The sequence below is a fragment of the Arthrobacter sp. B0427-1-12 genome (assembly GCF_059092905.1).
In genome coordinates this window covers 143,960-158,418 of the sequence record NZ_JBNHIC010000001.1, presented here as the reverse complement: position 1 = coordinate 158,418, position 14,459 = coordinate 143,960, and the positions used below count along the sequence as shown (strand labels likewise).

Genomic DNA, 14,459 nt, shown 5'->3' with positions numbered 1-14,459 from the left:
GCTGGTCAGCGTGACGCCTCAGGTACCTGAACGGATCCGCTGGGCCTTGGACCTGCTCGATGTCCAGCCGCAGGACCGCATCCTGGAGATCGGCTGCGGCCCCGGCGCGGCCGCGGCGCTGATCTGCCCGCGGCTCGCAGGCGGGCATCTCACCGCGATCGACCGCTCAGCCGTCGCCATCCTGCGCTCGGTCCAGCGCAATGCCGCCCATCTGAATGCCGGCCTCGTGGACTTCCAGCTCGCCGAACTGGCTGGCTTCGATGCCGGCGGAAGTGTGTTCGACAAGATCTTCGCGGTCAACGTGAATCTCTTCTGGGTCCGATCCCCGGCACGCGAGCTGGAACTGCTGCGGACTCTGATGCACCGGGACTCCACGCTTCACCTGGTGTATGAGTTCCCGGCGGAGAGCCAGTCCGGCCGCATCGCGGAGCAGATCGCGGCAGCTTTCACCGAACACGGCTTCAACGCAGCCGTCCTGGCCGGCACGGCTCCCACCCTGCAGGCCGTCACAGCGACGCTCCAGGACTGAAGCTACAGTGGCGGCTGACGCTACTGGCCGGAAGGCCAGGCCTCCATTTCATCCCCGTGGGGATGGAGACCGTGCAGCGGATGCAGCGCGGCGCTCTTGTCGAACCAGATGAACGCGTCATACCGGCGGCCAAGGACGGTGGGCACGTAGTTGCCCCAGCGCTCGGCCCGCGGGTCGTACACCACTCCGACGGCGCGGTGTCCCATCCGTTCGGAGGCCCAGTCCGGCGGCTGGTCGCCGAAGATAAACAACGACGACGGCTGTCCCTCGAGTGCCTCGTGCAGCAGCGCCTCCACGCTGCCCTCGCGGGCCTGCGGAAGCCGCATCGCGTGCGCCCGGCCACCCCAGTAATCGGCGGCGACCACCTTCCCCCGGTGGGATCCGAAACCGACGATCACCACGCCGTCGTCCGCATGCTCCTCCCGGACCAGCTGGCCCACGTTCAGCAGCCCGGCACTGGCCATGTCCGTCCAGCGGGCATCGCCCACGTGGGTGTTGTGCTCCCACACCACGGCCTTGGCCGGCGCCCCCGCGCGCGACGTATGGAAGTCCACCAGCCGCCGCAGCGTCGCGAACATGTGCCTGTCCCGCAGGTTCCACGATTCTGGACCGCCCTGGACCATGGCCCGGTAGTAAGCCTCGGCTCCGGCAGCAGTGAGCGCATTCTGCTCCGCATTGAAATGGGCCTCGCTGTTCCGGCCTGCGGCGGCATCCGTGGGCGCGGAGCGCAGGTCTCGCAGCAGGCGGACCACATCCTCCTCGCAGGTCTCCGGCACCAGCCGGGTGGCCCGGGCGTACTCCTGCGGATCCTCGGCGTAAGGTTCAAAGCACCGGAACGCCTGCATGGCGGTTTCCGCATGCTCCGGCTGGTAGCGCTGCATGTAGTCCAGCGTGGCCTGCAGCGATTCCCAGAGGCTGTAGACATCCAGGCCAAAGAAGCCGACGCGCTGCTCCGCCGGAAGATCCGCGTTGTAGGCGCGCAGCCAGCGGGTAAAGTCCACGACTTCGCGGTTGGCCCACATCCAGGTGGGCCAACGGTCGAAAGCGTGCAGAGCCTCGGAGGGATCCTCCGGCGCGTCCGGGGCCAGCGTCACCGAGGCGTTCACCCGGTAACAGTCCGGCCAGTCACCCTCGACGCCCACAAAGGAGAACCCCCGCTCGCTGATCAGCCGCTTCGTCAGCAGGGCCCGCCACGCATAGTAGTCATGCGTGCCGTGCGAGGCCTCACCGATCAGGACATACCGCGCGTCCCCGATCCGCTCCATCAGAGCGTCCAGGTCCTCGGTTTCTCGCAGCGGCCCGGCGGTCATGTTGATTTCCGCGTGCTGATCCATGGCCGCTTGGTTCCTACTCGTTCTCCTGGTCCGCCGTTTCCTCTGCTGCATCAGCCGCTGCGCTCTGCGCAGTTCCGCCTTCGCCGTCGTCCAGCGATTCCGTCTGACGCCATTCCTCGGTATGCGCCGGCTGGGGACTGCCCTGCACGGTGCCCTGCACTTCCTGCTTCATCTGATCGTCGAGGGCCGGTCCATGCTTGTCGCTGCCGCGCTCTGCCATGATGTTCTCCTCTTCTCTCCAGGGAACGGGACTTTCCCGTTCCTTTGTGCTGCAGTGGCGCCGTTCAGCGCTGCTGGGGCCTGAACTTCGCCAGCGGATCACCGCCGCGGTGGGAGGGATCGTCGCTGCTGTCCAGCTCATCTGCAGAGACCGTATCGCCGAAGTCCACATCCGCTGCGGCCTGGCCGATGGTCGGCTCCTCCGGCGGCACCTGCTCGTCGCCCGCTTCGAAGCGGGCCCGCTCGGTCTCGTCCCGCAGGGCCTGGTCGGACTGGCCCGAACCCGGGCGGCCCGAGTCCGGTTGGTCCGACAGGGCGGGTTCGGACAGGAAGTCTTCCTCTTCGCCGGAGACGGTGTCGTCCTGGATGAGCGGGTCCTCCTGCCAGCGGTCCGGGTTCTGCTCGGCGGCTCCCGGGTAATCATCCGGCACGGCCCGTTCGGACTGCAGCTGCTCCGGCGGAACCGCATCCACGCCTTCATCCGGAATCACCGGCTCTTCCCCGATCAGGGTCAGTTCTTCATCGGGTAGGTTCTGTTCGCTCATCTTGATGCCTTTCTGCTGGGAACGGCAGGTCAGCCTGTTTCAGTAAGCGTACTGATGATCGTGCCGGTTGGCCATGACGCGGTTGGCCCTGGCGGACCGGCCGGTCAGCGGCGGTCCTGCTCATGCGCGGCATAGGCGTCGACCAGGCGCCGGGCGTGGTCCCCGGCTCCGCCCTCCTCGTCCAGCGCGCCGTACATCGGCTCCAGCTTGGCTGCGCCCGCCGGAAACGGCGGGAGCAGCGGCACCGCCGGGTCGGTCACGACATCGAGGACCACCGGCCGGTCAGCGGACAGGGCCCGGTCCCAGGCGCCGCCCAGCTCCTGTGGGTCCTCGACCCGGATGCCGGTGAAGCCCAGCAGCTCGGCGTAGGCTGCATAGTCGAAGTCCGGAAGGGTCTGGCTGGCGTCGAAACGCGGTTCGCCTTCGGTCTCGCGCTGCTCCCAGGTGACTTCGGCCAGATCCCCGTTGTTGAAGACGCAGACCACGAACCGCGGATCCGCCCAGTGCCGCCAGTGTTCCTTGACCGTGAGGAGTTCAGCCAGTCCGGCCATCTGCATGCCCCCGTCCCCGGCCAGGACGACCGCCGGCCGGTCCGGATAGGCCAGCTTCGCGGCGAGGGCGTAGGGCACCGAGCAGCCCATGCTGGCCAGGGTGCTGGACAGGTGCGCACTGGCGCCGCGCGGCAGGCGCAGCTGGCGCGCGTACCAGTAGACCGGACTGCCGACGTCAACCGCTACCTGCACGTTGCCGGGCAGCCGGTCCGTCAGTTCCCGCGCCACCCGCTCCGGATTCACCGGGTTCGCCGGGACGGCGGCGCGCTTTTCGGCGATGTCCCGCCACCGGCTGACGAAGCCTTCCACTTCGCTGCGCCACGGCGCCGGCCCGCGGTCCTCGAGCCGCTCCAGCAGCAGCTGCAGCGTGGCCCGGGCATCACCGACCAGCCCGACCTCGACCGGGTAGCGGTTGCCGATGATGCGGCCGTCGTTGTCGATCTGGACGGCCCGGGCGGCACCGGGCGGCGGATAGAACTCCGTCCAGGGGTCGTTGGAGCCGACGATCAGCAGGGTGTCGCAGCCGCCCAGCAGATCCGCGCTGGCCGTGGTGCCCAGGTGCCCCATGACGCCGGCGGCGTTGGGGAGGGACTCATCCACGTAGGGTTTGCCGAGCAGGCTGGTGGCGATGCCGGCACCGAGCCGGTCCGCCACGGCCACCACTTCGCGCTGCGCGTCCTGGGCGCCCTGTCCCACCAGCAGCGCAACTTTCCGGCCGGCGTTGAGGACCTCCACCGCGGCGTCGAGGTCCTCGCGCCGCGGAACCACTTCCGCGGAGCGCCAGATCGGCGCCGTGATCACCAGTCCGTGCTCCTGCTTCAGCTCCGGCGCCGGTTCCTGCTGCACGTCGTGGGGCACGATCACCACGCAGGGCGAACGCGTGGCCAGCGCCGTGCGGAAGGCCCGGTCGATCAGCATGGGGACCTGTTCGGCCGTCGCGGCCTGCTGGGAGAACTGCGCTGCCACGTCCTTGAAGAGGTTCGGCAGGTCGATCTCCTGCTGGTAGGCCGATCCCAGCACGCTGGTGGTCTGCTGGCCCACGATCGCCACCACGGGAACACTGTCCAGCTTGGCGTCGTATAGGCCGTTGAGCAGATGGACCGCCCCCGGTCCCTGGGTGGAAGTGACGACGCCGGCACCGCCGGCGTACTTGGCGTGCCCCACTGCCATGAACGCCGCGTTTTCCTCGTGGCGCGCCTGCACGAACTCCGGAGCGTCCGCCCTGCGCATGGCGCCCAGGAACGCATTGTTCCCGTCACCGCTGTAGCCGAAGACCCGTTCCACGCCCCAGGCCTGCAACCGCTCAACCATTACATCCGCAACCAACCGCTTGCCCACTGCAGAACCGCCTCCTGAACCTGTCGAGCCTTGAACTTCCGAACTTCCGTAAATCAGAACTCCCGCTGGAGTGCCCGGACCAGCGAAGCGAAACGCTCATGGCCCGGCAGGTCGTCAATCAGCACGGCCTTGCCGTCCGCGCCGGCCAGCGGGATCCGCCAGTTGGGGTATTCGTCATGGGTGCCCGGCTGGTTCTGGGTCCGCCGCTCCCCCACCGCGTCTACCAGGGCGACGCCCAGCAGCGTGGACGGTGTCTGGGCCGTGAAAGCGTACAGCGCCTCGACGGTGCGCTGGACCTGCTCAGGCGAGCCGCCGCCGTCGTTCTTGTCCAGCAGCCCGCGCTCCCGCAGCAGCGCCAGCACCTGGCCCTGGTCCGCCGCATCCGCCGCGCGCTCCTCCTCCACCGTGCGTGCCAGCAGCCCCAGCGATTCGCGCAGGTTGACATGCTCACCGGCCAGGTAGCCCGCCGTCGGCGGCAGGTCATGGGTGTTGACGCTGGTCAGGCACTGCTCCCGGTATTTGTCCGGCGTCAGCGGTCCCTTCTTGTCCCGCTCGAACCAGAGGATGGATGTGCCGTAGATGCCCCGCTCGGCCAGGTAGACCTGCACGCTCGGTTCGAACACGCCCAGGTCCTCGCCAATGACGACGGCGTTCGCCCGCTGCGCTTCCAGCGCCAGGATGCCAATGAGCGCCTCGTGGTCGTAGTAGACGTACGCCCCGCCGCCCGGCTGCGCGCCTTCCGGGATCCACCAGAGCCGGAAGAGCCCCAGGATATGGTCGACCCGGATGCCGCCGGCGTGGCGGAGGATGGTCCGCAGCATGTCCCGGTACGCGGCATAGCCGGATTCGGCCAGCCGTTCCGGATGCCACGGCGGCTGGGACCAGTCCTGGCCGGCCTGGTTGAACATGTCCGGCGGCGCACCCACGCTCACCCCCAGCGTCAGCACATCCTGCAGCGCCCAGGCGTCAGCGCCGCTGGGATGGACTCCGACGGCGAGGTCGTGGACGATTCCGATCTCCATGCCGGCCTTCTTTGCCGCACGGTGGGCGGACTCCAGCTGCTCGTCGCAGAGCCACTGCAGCCAGCGGTAGAAGTCCAGCCGTTCCTCCAGCCGGGCGCGCTGCTGCTGCGCATACGGCGTGTGGGGACTGGCTGCTTCCTTCCACTGCGGCGAGCCGGCGGGTAGCTTTTCGGCCAGTGCGCACCACAGCACAAAGTCCTCCAGCCCCTGGCCCTGCTCCGCGCAGAAGGCCGCGAACTGCTGCTCGCGCGCCGGGCTGCGCGGCACGTCGTACAGCAGTTCCAGGGCGGTGAGCTTGGCCGTATAGGCCGAGTCCCGGTCCAGCAGGTCCGCGCGGCGGTTGGCCGGATGCAGGTCCCGGGCCAGTTCCTCGACGACGGCACGCTGCTGGGGTGCCAGATAGGCGTATTCGGGAATCTCCTCCACGCGGATGTACAGCGGATTGAAGAAGCGCCGCGTCGCCGGCAGGTACGGGGACGGTTCGACCGGAGGCACCGGTTCGGCCGCGTGCAGCGGATTGACCAGCACGAATCCGGCGCCGTATTCAGCTCCGGCGATGGCGGCCAGGTCGGCCAGGTCCGCGAAGTCGCCGATGCCCCAGGACCGGGACGACCGCACAGAGTACAGCTGCGCCATCAGGCCCCAGCTGCGCTCGCCGGGGCCGGGGGCCGCCGGCTCGAGCCGCTGGGGCGTCACCACCAGGTTGCAGCTGGCCTCGGCGCCGCCCTGTTCGGCGAACAGTGAATGCCAGCCCAGCGGCAGGTCCGGCGGCAGGGCAAACATCACGCGGTCCGTCGCCGCACCGTCGACCTCCCGCTGCTCGGTGGCCACGTGCTGCGGCAGGACCTCGAACCGGGAACCGTCTTCGGCAACGATCCAGACCTTCGCACGCGCCCCCCGTGGGATGTGCACCGGAACGCGCGCGTCCTGCCCTTCATGAATGACGACGACGGGCGGCAGCAGCCGCCGCCACGGCGCCAGTTCGCGCTCCAGCAGGGAGGCGCGGATCTGGTCCGGGGTGTCCGCCGGCACGCCCAGGGCGGCGAGGATGCGCCGCAGCGTGTCCTCGCCGACCTCCTGCTGCTGCCCGTCCCAGCCCTGGAACGAAATACCGATATCGTGCGCCTGCGCCAGCCGCTGCAGCTCGCTCAGCGCCTTTACCGGCTGCTTCGCGCCCGCGTCGTGCTGTCTGTCCGTCATCTTGTCCTGAGGGTCCTGCTCGCGAAGATCAGCCATGGGTCCACTCTAGGGAGCCAAACGCGATCAGGGCCATAGGCAGGAACCTGCACGCCTACTCCGTGCCGCCGCCTCCGCCGGCGGGATACTCCTCCGTGTCCGCGGGCTCCTGCGCGTCCGCGTCCGGATTCTGGCCATTGCGCAGTTCGTACTCCCCGCCCTCATGACGGGTTTCGGCCGACGGCACGGCGCCGCGGCCCTGTGTCTGCTGCGCCTGGGTGGTGTCGTCCGCGTGGGCCTGTTCTTCCGTCCGGCCCGCTTCTTCGGTCATGGTGATAACCTCCTGCACTCCACGGTCCGCCAATCCGGCACGCGGCGCAAGCCCCCGCAAGCCCTGCAGCTGGCTAACCGCCGTCCCACACCACCCGGCCGGAGGCGTCCAGGCGCGCTCCGTCCGCCGCCCGATGCGGGGCGAGTCTGCCGCCGGGCATCAGATGGGTCACCGGCAGCCCGTATTCCAGGACCACGACGTCGGCAATCAGCCGGCGGTGGCAGCGCCACCACACGCTCTCGCTGCACATCACGGCCACCGGCTGCGCTGCGGCGAGGGCCAGCAGGCGGCCGAGGGCCTCCCGGAATTCCCCGGTCCGGGTATATGCCGCGTACGCGCGGAACGCTTCCACCGTCCACCACGTGTCCGTCACCGGTTCGCCGGCCGGCAGCCGGCGGCGGCCGCCCAGATGTTCCTCCCAGCTGTAGCCGATCCCGGCGGCGGGCAGGTGGCCGGCCAGGAAATCCCGCTTTGTCTCCGGATTCCGGCGGCTGCCGGGGAACCGCCGGATGTCCACGAGGTGCCGGATTCCTGCCCCGGCCAGCAGCCCGACCAGCTCCGCGGCGTCCATCTTGCCGTGGCCCACGGTGACGAACCCGGCGGCATCGTGGGTTGTTCCGGAGCTCCCCATGGCGTCAACCGCTCAGACAGCGGTGCAGCCGCCGTCGGCGTTGATGCACGCACCGGTAATGATGGAGGACCTGTCACTGGCCAGGAACGCCACCACCTGGGCAACCTCCTCCGGCTCCGCCAGCCGCCCGATCGGCTGCCGGTCCAGCATCGCCGACCGGACCTCCTGGGGCAGGCCGGCCACCAGCAGGGTGTTCACGTACTTCAGGATCGAAGCCATGCTGATCACTGAGCCGGAGCCGTTCGCCAACATCCTGGCGGCGGCATGCTTGTTGCACAGCGCCACACCGGTCAGGTCGATGTCGAGGACCTTCTGCCAGGAGGCGAGATCCAGTTCCTGCACCGGCCCCTTCTGTTCGGCGATCCCGGCGTTGGCCACCAGGATGTCCAGGGCGCCGAACCTGCTGACGGCTGCGTCCATGAGCGCTGCCACGTAAGCCTCGTCGGTGACGTCGGGAGGCACAAAAGCCGCCCTCGTCGCTACCTCCATCAGCAGACGCTGGTGCGCTTCAGCGACAGGATCCGGCAGGAACGGCCCGTTGGTGGTCCTCCGGCCCCGGACTGCTTCAAGAAATTCCACCGGCTTCAGGCGCCCCGGCGGCCGGTCGGGGCCGCTTTCAGGGAATCGCGGCGTCGGATCCAGGCGCAGATGAATCCGAGCTGGACGGCCGCGTCCGCCAGATACATCCTGCTGATGTGCCCGGCCGGAGCGTAGGTGATGTCGCCCGCCGCCAGGGCCGACGATGTCCCCAGTCCGATCCGCCGGGACTGTTCAATACTGTGCGGGTCCGGACGGGTGCCCAGTTGGACCAGTCCGTTCGCGAGCAGCAGCCCGCTGACAGTGCGCACCAGCCACCGGTCCGTCTTCGGGCCGAACACCGCCTCGAACCTGCGCATGTGCAGCAGCGGCCACAGGCCTCCGGCAACATTGAAGGCCCCATGGATCCGGGCCAGTCTCTGGTCGTCCATCATCGAAACCTTTCGTCCATCCGGTTCACCGGACTAGCCGAATGATCAGCATGCTGATAAGACCCTACTATGGCCCGTCCCCATCTGTTCGTCACCCAGGGTGATATCCGGAACCTCAGCTGCTCCGCCTGGTTGCTTCCCACCAACGAACGGCTGGAAGTGGAGGACCATTGGTTCCGGTCGCCGGCCCGCGACCAGGAGCAGGAGCAGGGCGGGGACGGCACGGCGTACGGGCGTCTCCGGTCCGCCTTCGAGAACCTGAAGGGCGACCGGCAGGCCTGGGCCGGGCTCGGCCGGACCGGCCGCTTTGCCGTCCCGCTGAAGCTGTCGTCGCAGGATCCGGTTCCGGTCCTCACTGCCCTGCCGGCGGAAGGGATCCGCAGCGCGGAGGAACTCGCTCCGCGGCTTGAGGACTACCTTCGCTGTGCCGCGGAACTGGTGTGCGCGCCCCGGGAGGACGACGGCGGCGGCCGGGGTGCCGCCGTCGGAACCGGAAGCCCGGGGCCGCACCGGAGCGTGCCGCTGCTGGCTGTTCCGTTCTTCGGCACCGCCGGCGGCGGGGGCGACATCTTCCGCGGAGCGATCCTGGACGTCATGCTCCGGCAGATCCCGTCCACGTTGGAGGACATCCAGCGGCAGTGCGGCCGGCTGGTGGATGTGGCCCTGGTGCTGCAGGATCGGGCCGCGCTGGCCCTCGCACAGGAAAAGCGCCGCCTGGACCGTGCGGGTTCGTGGCCGGCGCTCGAGGGGCGGTTGTGGAAGCACATCGACCGGCTCAAGGACGTGGCCCTGGCCGGAAAACTGGTGCCGTTCATGGGTGCGGGAGTCAGCGCGGCGGCAGGCGCGCCGACTTGGCGGGAGCTGCTGGACCGGCTGGCCGACAAGCTGGGGGTGCCGCCGGACATCCAGGCGGAACTGCAGCGGCTCAACGCCCTGGACTGCGCCGAGTACCTGCGGTCCCAGTGCAGCGACCCCGCAGAGTTCGGCCGCCAGGTGGCGCAGCTGGTCAATGTGCGGCGCTATGGTCTGGCGCCGCTGCTGCTGGCCGGACTTCCGTCACCGGCGGCCATCACGCTCAACTTCGACACGCTCTTCGAAGACGCAGCCGCCGACACCGGGAACCCCTGCACCGTCATCCCCGACGGGCCGGGACCGGATCCCGGGCGCTGGCTGCTGAAGCTCCACGGCTCCGTGCGGAAGCCGGAGACCATCGTCCTGACGCGCGGGGACCACCTCGAATTCACTACCAGCGGCGAGGCGCTCTCCGCCCTGGTCAAGGCCCCCATGCTGACCCACCACATGCTTTTTGTCGGCTTCGGGCTCAGCGACGACCACTTTCACGCCATCGTCCATGACGTCAACCGGGCCCGGCCGAGGCGTGGATCCGGACAAGGACCGGACCCGGAGCGGATGGCCACCGTATTGACCCTGCACGCCGACCAGGTCCGGGAACGGCTGTGGCAGGACCGGCTCAAGCTCGTGCCCATGCTGGAAGGACGGGCACCGGCCGAGGGGGATGGCCAGCGATCCGACGATGCCGGGCGGCTGCTCGAAATCTTCCTGGACGCGCTGTCCGCGCACGTTATCAAGAGCCATGCCTATTTCCTTGCTCCGCATTTCGAGGAGGCGCTGGGCGAAGACCAGCGTGAACTGCGCCGGGCCGTCCTCGACTTTGCGGACCGGACGGCAGGTAACCCGCGCTTCGGACGGCAGGAAGCCTGGCTGAAGCTTGAGGAGACCCTGCGGGGCCTGGGCTGGGAGGGGAACGACGGCCGGCCGCCGGGCGGGCCGAAAGGGTAGTCATCCCCCGCGGCCCTCGATAGGCTAACTATCTGAGCATGTTTTGGATTCCAACTGTCTATTCAACTCGCCAACGCCGAGGGACTTCAGATGGGCTTTGACCAATATCATGAACCGGCCGGGGAACTGTCGGCGCAGACGCGGACTTTCGCCCGGATGTGCGCCAACCTGACCGAGGAAGCCGAGGCGATCGGCTGGTACGAACAGCGCATTTCCCTGGAGCGGGACCCGGCGGCCCGGGCGATCATGCTGGATTCGCTGGGTGAGGAATACAAGCACTTCAGCATGGAACTGGAATACCTGTTCCGCAGCAAGCCGCAGTGGCGGGAGATCGCCCGCGGCATCCTGTTCCGCGACGGTGACATCGTCGCCCACGCCGAGGCGGCGGAGGCTGCGGCCACCGAGGGCGCCGCAACTGCCGGCGGATCCGAAGCAGCCCCTGGTGCGGCCGCACCGGACGAGCCTGCCGGACCGGCTCCTGCCTCCGGCCCGCGCACGCCCTCTCCGGACACATCCCTTGGAATCGGCAGCCTAAAGGAGCAAACGCTGTGGCCATGAACCATCTGCTGCGAGAACACGCACCCATCTCCGACGGCGCCTGGCGGCTGCTGGACGCGGAGGCCAAGCAGCGGCTCAGTGTCGCGCTGGGTGCCCGCAAGCTCGTCGACTTCTCCGGACCGCTGGGCTGGGAGTACTCGGCCACCAACCTGGGACGGACCGAACGCGTGAACGGAACCGCCGTCGAGGGCGTCGAGGCGCTGCGCCGCCGTGTCCTGCCGCTCGTGGAACTGCGCACCGACTTCAGCGTCTCCCGCCGGGAACTGCTGGACCACGACCGCGGCGCCACCGACGTGGACCTCCGGAGCCTGGACCAGGCCGCACTCCGGATGGCCAGCGCGGAGAACATTGCCGTCTTCCACGGCTGGAACGACGCCGGCATCACCGGTATCACGGATGCCTCGCCGCTGCAACCCATCCCCCGGGTAGAGGACTTCAACGACTATCCCAAGCGGGTGGCGAAGGCCGTGGCCGTGCTGCAGAAGGCTGGCATCGGCGGCCCATTCGGCCTGGCCATGGGACCGGAGCATTACACCGCGGTGATCGAATCCACCGAACGGGGCGGCTACCTGCTGGCCGAACACATCCAGCGGATCCTCGGCGGTCCGATCGTCTGGGCGCCCGGGGTGCGCGGGGCGGTGCTCACCAGCATGCGCGGCGGCGATTTCCTGTTCGAGTCCGGGCAGGACCTGTCCATCGGCTACGACCACCACGATGCCGAGGCGGTCCACCTCTACATCGAACAGTCGTTCAGCTTCCATGTGGCGACACCGGAGGCAGCAGTCCAGCTCGAAAGCAGCTAGCCGGGGCCCGGCCAAGGGCGGCTCAGCACTGCTGTGGGCGCGCCTAGAATGTTGCCCATGGAACAGCTCTCCGAAGAACAGACGAACAAGCTCATCACAATGGCGATGGACCTCGCCCGCCAGGGCAGCACCGCCGAGCTCCTGGAATTCTTCGATCACGGACTGCCTGTCAATACCCAGGATGGGGGCGGCAACACCGCGTTGATGCTGGCGGCCTACCACGGACATGCGGAAACGGTGCAGGCCCTGATCGAGCGCGGCGCCGACGTCGACCTGCGCAACGACCGGGACCAGTCCCCGATCGCCGGGGCGCTGTTCAAGGGCGAAGATGCTGTGGTGGCAAAGCTGGTGGCGGCCGGGGCGGACCTGGAGGCCGGTACGCCGACAGCCCGCGATGCGGCCAGGATGTTCGGGCGGGAACACCTGCTGGAGAAATGAGAAATGCCCGGGCCGACCACATAGGCCGGCCCGGGCATTTTCCGCTGGTTGCTAGATGCTAGACCGAGTCGGAGTTTACGTCCGTCTCGGAGAGGTTGCCTGCCCGCAGGGCCTCGATGGCCTTGCGCACGCCTTCGCCGTAGGCCGGGTCGGCCTGCGTGCAGTTGGCGATGTGCCGCTCAATGGTGGCCTCGGAGGCACCGTCGATGGCACGGGCGGTGTTCTCGAAGAGCACCTGCTGCTGCTCGGCGGTCATCTTCTCGCGGAAGAGGATGCCGGGCTGCTCGAAGTAGTTGGCGTCGTCCTCGCGGTAGTTGAACCGGTCGGCGACGGCACCGACGGCGAGCTGCGGCTCGCGGTAGGCCTGCTGCTCTTCCCAGCGGCCGTAGGAGTTCGGGTTGATGCCCGGGGTGGCGCCCTGGTTGCCGTCGACGCGCATGGCACCGTCGCGGTGGTAGGAGTTGACGACCTTGGCGCCGCGCGGGTAGTTCACCGGGATCTGGTGGTGGTTGACACCGAGGCGGTAGCGCTGGGCGTCACCGTAGGAGAACAGCCGGCCCTGCAGCATGCGGTCGGGCGAGAAGCTGATGCCCGGAACCACGTTGGCCGGAGAGAAGGCGGCCTGCTCAACGTCGGCGAAGTAGTTCTCCGGGTTGCGGTTGAGCTCGAACTCGCCGACCTCGATCAGCGGGTAGTCCTTCTTGGACCAGACCTTGGTGAGGTCAAACGGATGGAACTTGTAGGTTTCCGCCTCGGCCTCCGGCATGATCTGCACGAAGAGGGTCCACTTGGGGAAGTCGCCCTTCTCGATCGACTCGAAAAGGTCGCGCTGATGGGACTCGCGGTCCTCGCCGACGAGCTTGGCGGCCTCTTCGTCGGTGAGGTTCTTGATACCCTGCTGGGTGCGGAAGTGGAACTTCACCCAGTACCGCTCGCCGGCCTCGTTGTAGAAGCTGTAGGTGTGCGAGCCGAAGCCGTGCATGTGGCGGTAGGAAGCCGGGATGCCGCGGTCGGACATCACGATGGTGACCTGGTGCAGGGCCTCGGGCAGGTTGGTCCAGAAGTCCCAGTTGTTCTCCGCGCTGCGCAGGTTGGTGCGCGGATCACGCTTCACGGCGTGGTTCAGATCGGGGAACTTCAGCGGGTCGCGGAAGAAGAAGACCGGGGTGTTGTTGCCGACGACGTCCCAGTTGCCCTCTTCGGTGTAGAACTTCACAGAGAAGCCGCGGATGTCGCGTTCGGCGTCGGCGGCACCGCGCTCACCGGCGACCGTGGAGAAACGGGCGAACATCTCGGTCTTCTTGCCGACCTCGGAGAAGATCTTCGCGCCGGTGTACTTGGTGATGTCGTTGGTCACCGTGAAGGTGCCGAACGCGCCGGAGCCCTTGGCGTGCATGCGGCGCTCGGGGATGACTTCACGGTCGAAGTGGGCCAGCTTCTCCAGGAACCAGACGTCCTGCAGCAGCATGGGGCCGCGCGGGCCTGCCGTCAGGCTGTTCTGGTTTTCGGGGACGGGCGCGCCCGCAACGGTGGTCAAGGGATTGGTGTTGTTCACAGTCATTCCTTCTCCTTTGTGTGAATTTGTGAATAGCTTCGTCGTACCGGCCTGAGTGGCCCGCGGCCCTGGGGCCAACGGTCACGCCTTTCCCTCATTGCTGGTGACTGCCGTCTTGGTCCGGCAGTCCGCGCAGAGCCCCTGGTACAGGACATCCGCAATCTGGATGGCCATTCCATGGGTATCCGATGGAGTGAGACAGGGGGCATGGCCCACTGCGCAATCCACGTCTTCGATCCGTCCGCATTCGGTGCAGACGGCATGATGGTGGTTGTCCGCCACCCGGGTTTCGTAGCGTGCCGGATTCCTGGGTAGCTCGATCCGGCGCAGCAATCCGGTCTCGGTCAGATCGGAGAGCACTACGTAGACTGACTGCACCGTAATGTCCGGCAGTTCAGCACGCACGGCAGCGGCGAGGTCCTCAGCAACAATGTGCGGAGAACGTTCGACGGCGTTGAGGACCGCCAGCCGCTGCCTCGTCACCCTGCGGCCGCGGGAACGCAACTGTTCGGCCCAGCGGGCCTCACGTTCGTTAGCCGGTGCGATCCACGTCATAGCCTCATTTTTACCACTTATTGTGAGTAAGTCATAGTAAGGACAGGTTAAGTTTTCATGGCCGGCGGATGACATCCGTGGCCGCATGGGTCAGCGCTCTGAAGAG

Annotated in this window: 16 protein-coding genes; 5 read left to right on the top strand and 11 right to left on the bottom strand. The window is 68.0% G+C overall.

Annotated elements, in window-relative coordinates; genetic code table 11:
* Window positions 1-10: 10 nt before the first annotated feature.
* Entirely contained in the window at window positions 11-529 is a 519-nt protein-coding gene (locus AC5RWU_RS00825; RefSeq protein WP_494028977.1) for an SAM-dependent methyltransferase, read from the top strand.
* Window positions 530-549: 20 nt separating this feature from the next.
* Here the strand turns inward: AC5RWU_RS00825 and AC5RWU_RS00820 are convergent, their stop codons facing one another.
* The 9 genes from AC5RWU_RS00820 to AC5RWU_RS00780 all read right to left on the bottom strand — a co-directional run bounded on the left by AC5RWU_RS00820 (window position 550) and on the right by AC5RWU_RS00780 (window position 8,647).
* Entirely contained in the window at window positions 550-1,863 is a 1,314-nt protein-coding gene (locus tag AC5RWU_RS00820; RefSeq protein ID WP_494028976.1) for an erythromycin esterase family protein, read from the bottom strand.
* A gap of 13 nt (window positions 1,864-1,876) precedes the next feature.
* On the bottom strand, window positions 1,877-2,083 hold the full coding sequence (locus AC5RWU_RS00815; protein WP_494028975.1) for a hypothetical protein: 207 nt from the start codon (window positions 2,081-2,083) through the stop codon (window positions 1,877-1,879).
* A gap of 64 nt (window positions 2,084-2,147) precedes the next feature.
* Window positions 2,148-2,627: a hypothetical protein gene (locus tag AC5RWU_RS00810; RefSeq protein WP_494028974.1), complete on the bottom strand. Its 480-nt coding sequence runs from the start codon at window positions 2,625-2,627 to the stop codon at window positions 2,148-2,150.
* A 104-nt stretch (window positions 2,628-2,731) separates the two neighbouring features.
* The gene (locus AC5RWU_RS00805) at window positions 2,732-4,516 is read right to left on the bottom strand and encodes a thiamine pyrophosphate-requiring protein (RefSeq protein ID WP_494028973.1); all 1,785 of its coding nucleotides are present in this window, start codon (window positions 4,514-4,516) and stop codon (window positions 2,732-2,734) included.
* Between the two features lie 53 nt (window positions 4,517-4,569).
* Window positions 4,570-6,774, bottom strand: coding sequence for a 4-alpha-glucanotransferase (gene malQ / locus AC5RWU_RS00800; protein ID WP_494028972.1), 2,205 nt, complete (start codon window positions 6,772-6,774; stop codon window positions 4,570-4,572).
* A 55-nt stretch (window positions 6,775-6,829) separates the two neighbouring features.
* Window positions 6,830-7,045 carry a hypothetical protein gene (locus tag AC5RWU_RS00795; RefSeq protein ID WP_494028971.1) on the bottom strand — a complete coding sequence of 72 codons (216 nt, stop codon included), beginning with the start codon at window positions 7,043-7,045 and terminating at the stop codon, window positions 6,830-6,832.
* 73 nt (window positions 7,046-7,118) lie between these two features.
* The gene (locus AC5RWU_RS00790; protein WP_494028970.1) at window positions 7,119-7,676 is read right to left on the bottom strand and encodes a DUF488 domain-containing protein; all 558 of its coding nucleotides are present in this window, start codon (window positions 7,674-7,676) and stop codon (window positions 7,119-7,121) included.
* Window positions 7,677-7,688: 12 nt separating this feature from the next.
* Complete coding sequence (locus tag AC5RWU_RS00785; protein ID WP_494028969.1) at window positions 7,689-8,255, bottom strand: SDR family NAD(P)-dependent oxidoreductase; 567 nt, start codon at window positions 8,253-8,255, stop codon at window positions 7,689-7,691.
* A 5-nt stretch (window positions 8,256-8,260) separates the two neighbouring features.
* Window positions 8,261-8,647: a hypothetical protein gene (locus AC5RWU_RS00780; protein ID WP_494036866.1), complete on the bottom strand. Its 387-nt coding sequence runs from the start codon at window positions 8,645-8,647 to the stop codon at window positions 8,261-8,263.
* A 66-nt stretch (window positions 8,648-8,713) separates the two neighbouring features.
* Between AC5RWU_RS00780 and AC5RWU_RS00775 the strand changes: the two genes are divergently transcribed.
* The 4 genes from AC5RWU_RS00775 (at window position 8,714) to AC5RWU_RS00760 (ending at window position 12,243) form a co-directional block, all read left to right on the top strand.
* Entirely contained in the window at window positions 8,714-10,444 is a 1,731-nt protein-coding gene (locus AC5RWU_RS00775; RefSeq protein ID WP_494028967.1) for an SIR2 family NAD-dependent protein deacylase, read from the top strand.
* A gap of 90 nt (window positions 10,445-10,534) precedes the next feature.
* Window positions 10,535-11,002: a ferritin family protein gene (locus AC5RWU_RS00770; protein ID WP_494028966.1), complete on the top strand. Its 468-nt coding sequence runs from the start codon at window positions 10,535-10,537 to the stop codon at window positions 11,000-11,002.
* Complete coding sequence (locus AC5RWU_RS00765) at window positions 10,999-11,805, top strand: family 1 encapsulin nanocompartment shell protein (protein WP_494029148.1); 807 nt, start codon at window positions 10,999-11,001, stop codon at window positions 11,803-11,805. Before AC5RWU_RS00770 ends, AC5RWU_RS00765 begins: the two co-directional genes overlap by 4 nt.
* 57 nt (window positions 11,806-11,862) lie before the next feature.
* Window positions 11,863-12,243, top strand: a complete 381-nt coding sequence (locus tag AC5RWU_RS00760; protein ID WP_494028965.1) for an ankyrin repeat domain-containing protein — start codon at window positions 11,863-11,865, stop codon at window positions 12,241-12,243.
* Window positions 12,244-12,301: 58 nt separating this feature from the next.
* Here the strand turns inward: AC5RWU_RS00760 and AC5RWU_RS00755 are convergent, their stop codons facing one another.
* Both AC5RWU_RS00755 and AC5RWU_RS00750 read right to left on the bottom strand, forming a co-directional pair.
* Window positions 12,302-13,804, bottom strand: a complete 1,503-nt coding sequence (locus AC5RWU_RS00755) for a catalase (RefSeq protein WP_494028964.1) — start codon at window positions 13,802-13,804, stop codon at window positions 12,302-12,304.
* 75 nt (window positions 13,805-13,879) lie between these two features.
* Complete coding sequence (locus tag AC5RWU_RS00750) at window positions 13,880-14,353, bottom strand: Fur family transcriptional regulator (protein WP_494028963.1); 474 nt, start codon at window positions 14,351-14,353, stop codon at window positions 13,880-13,882.
* Window positions 14,354-14,459: the final 106 nt, after the last annotated feature.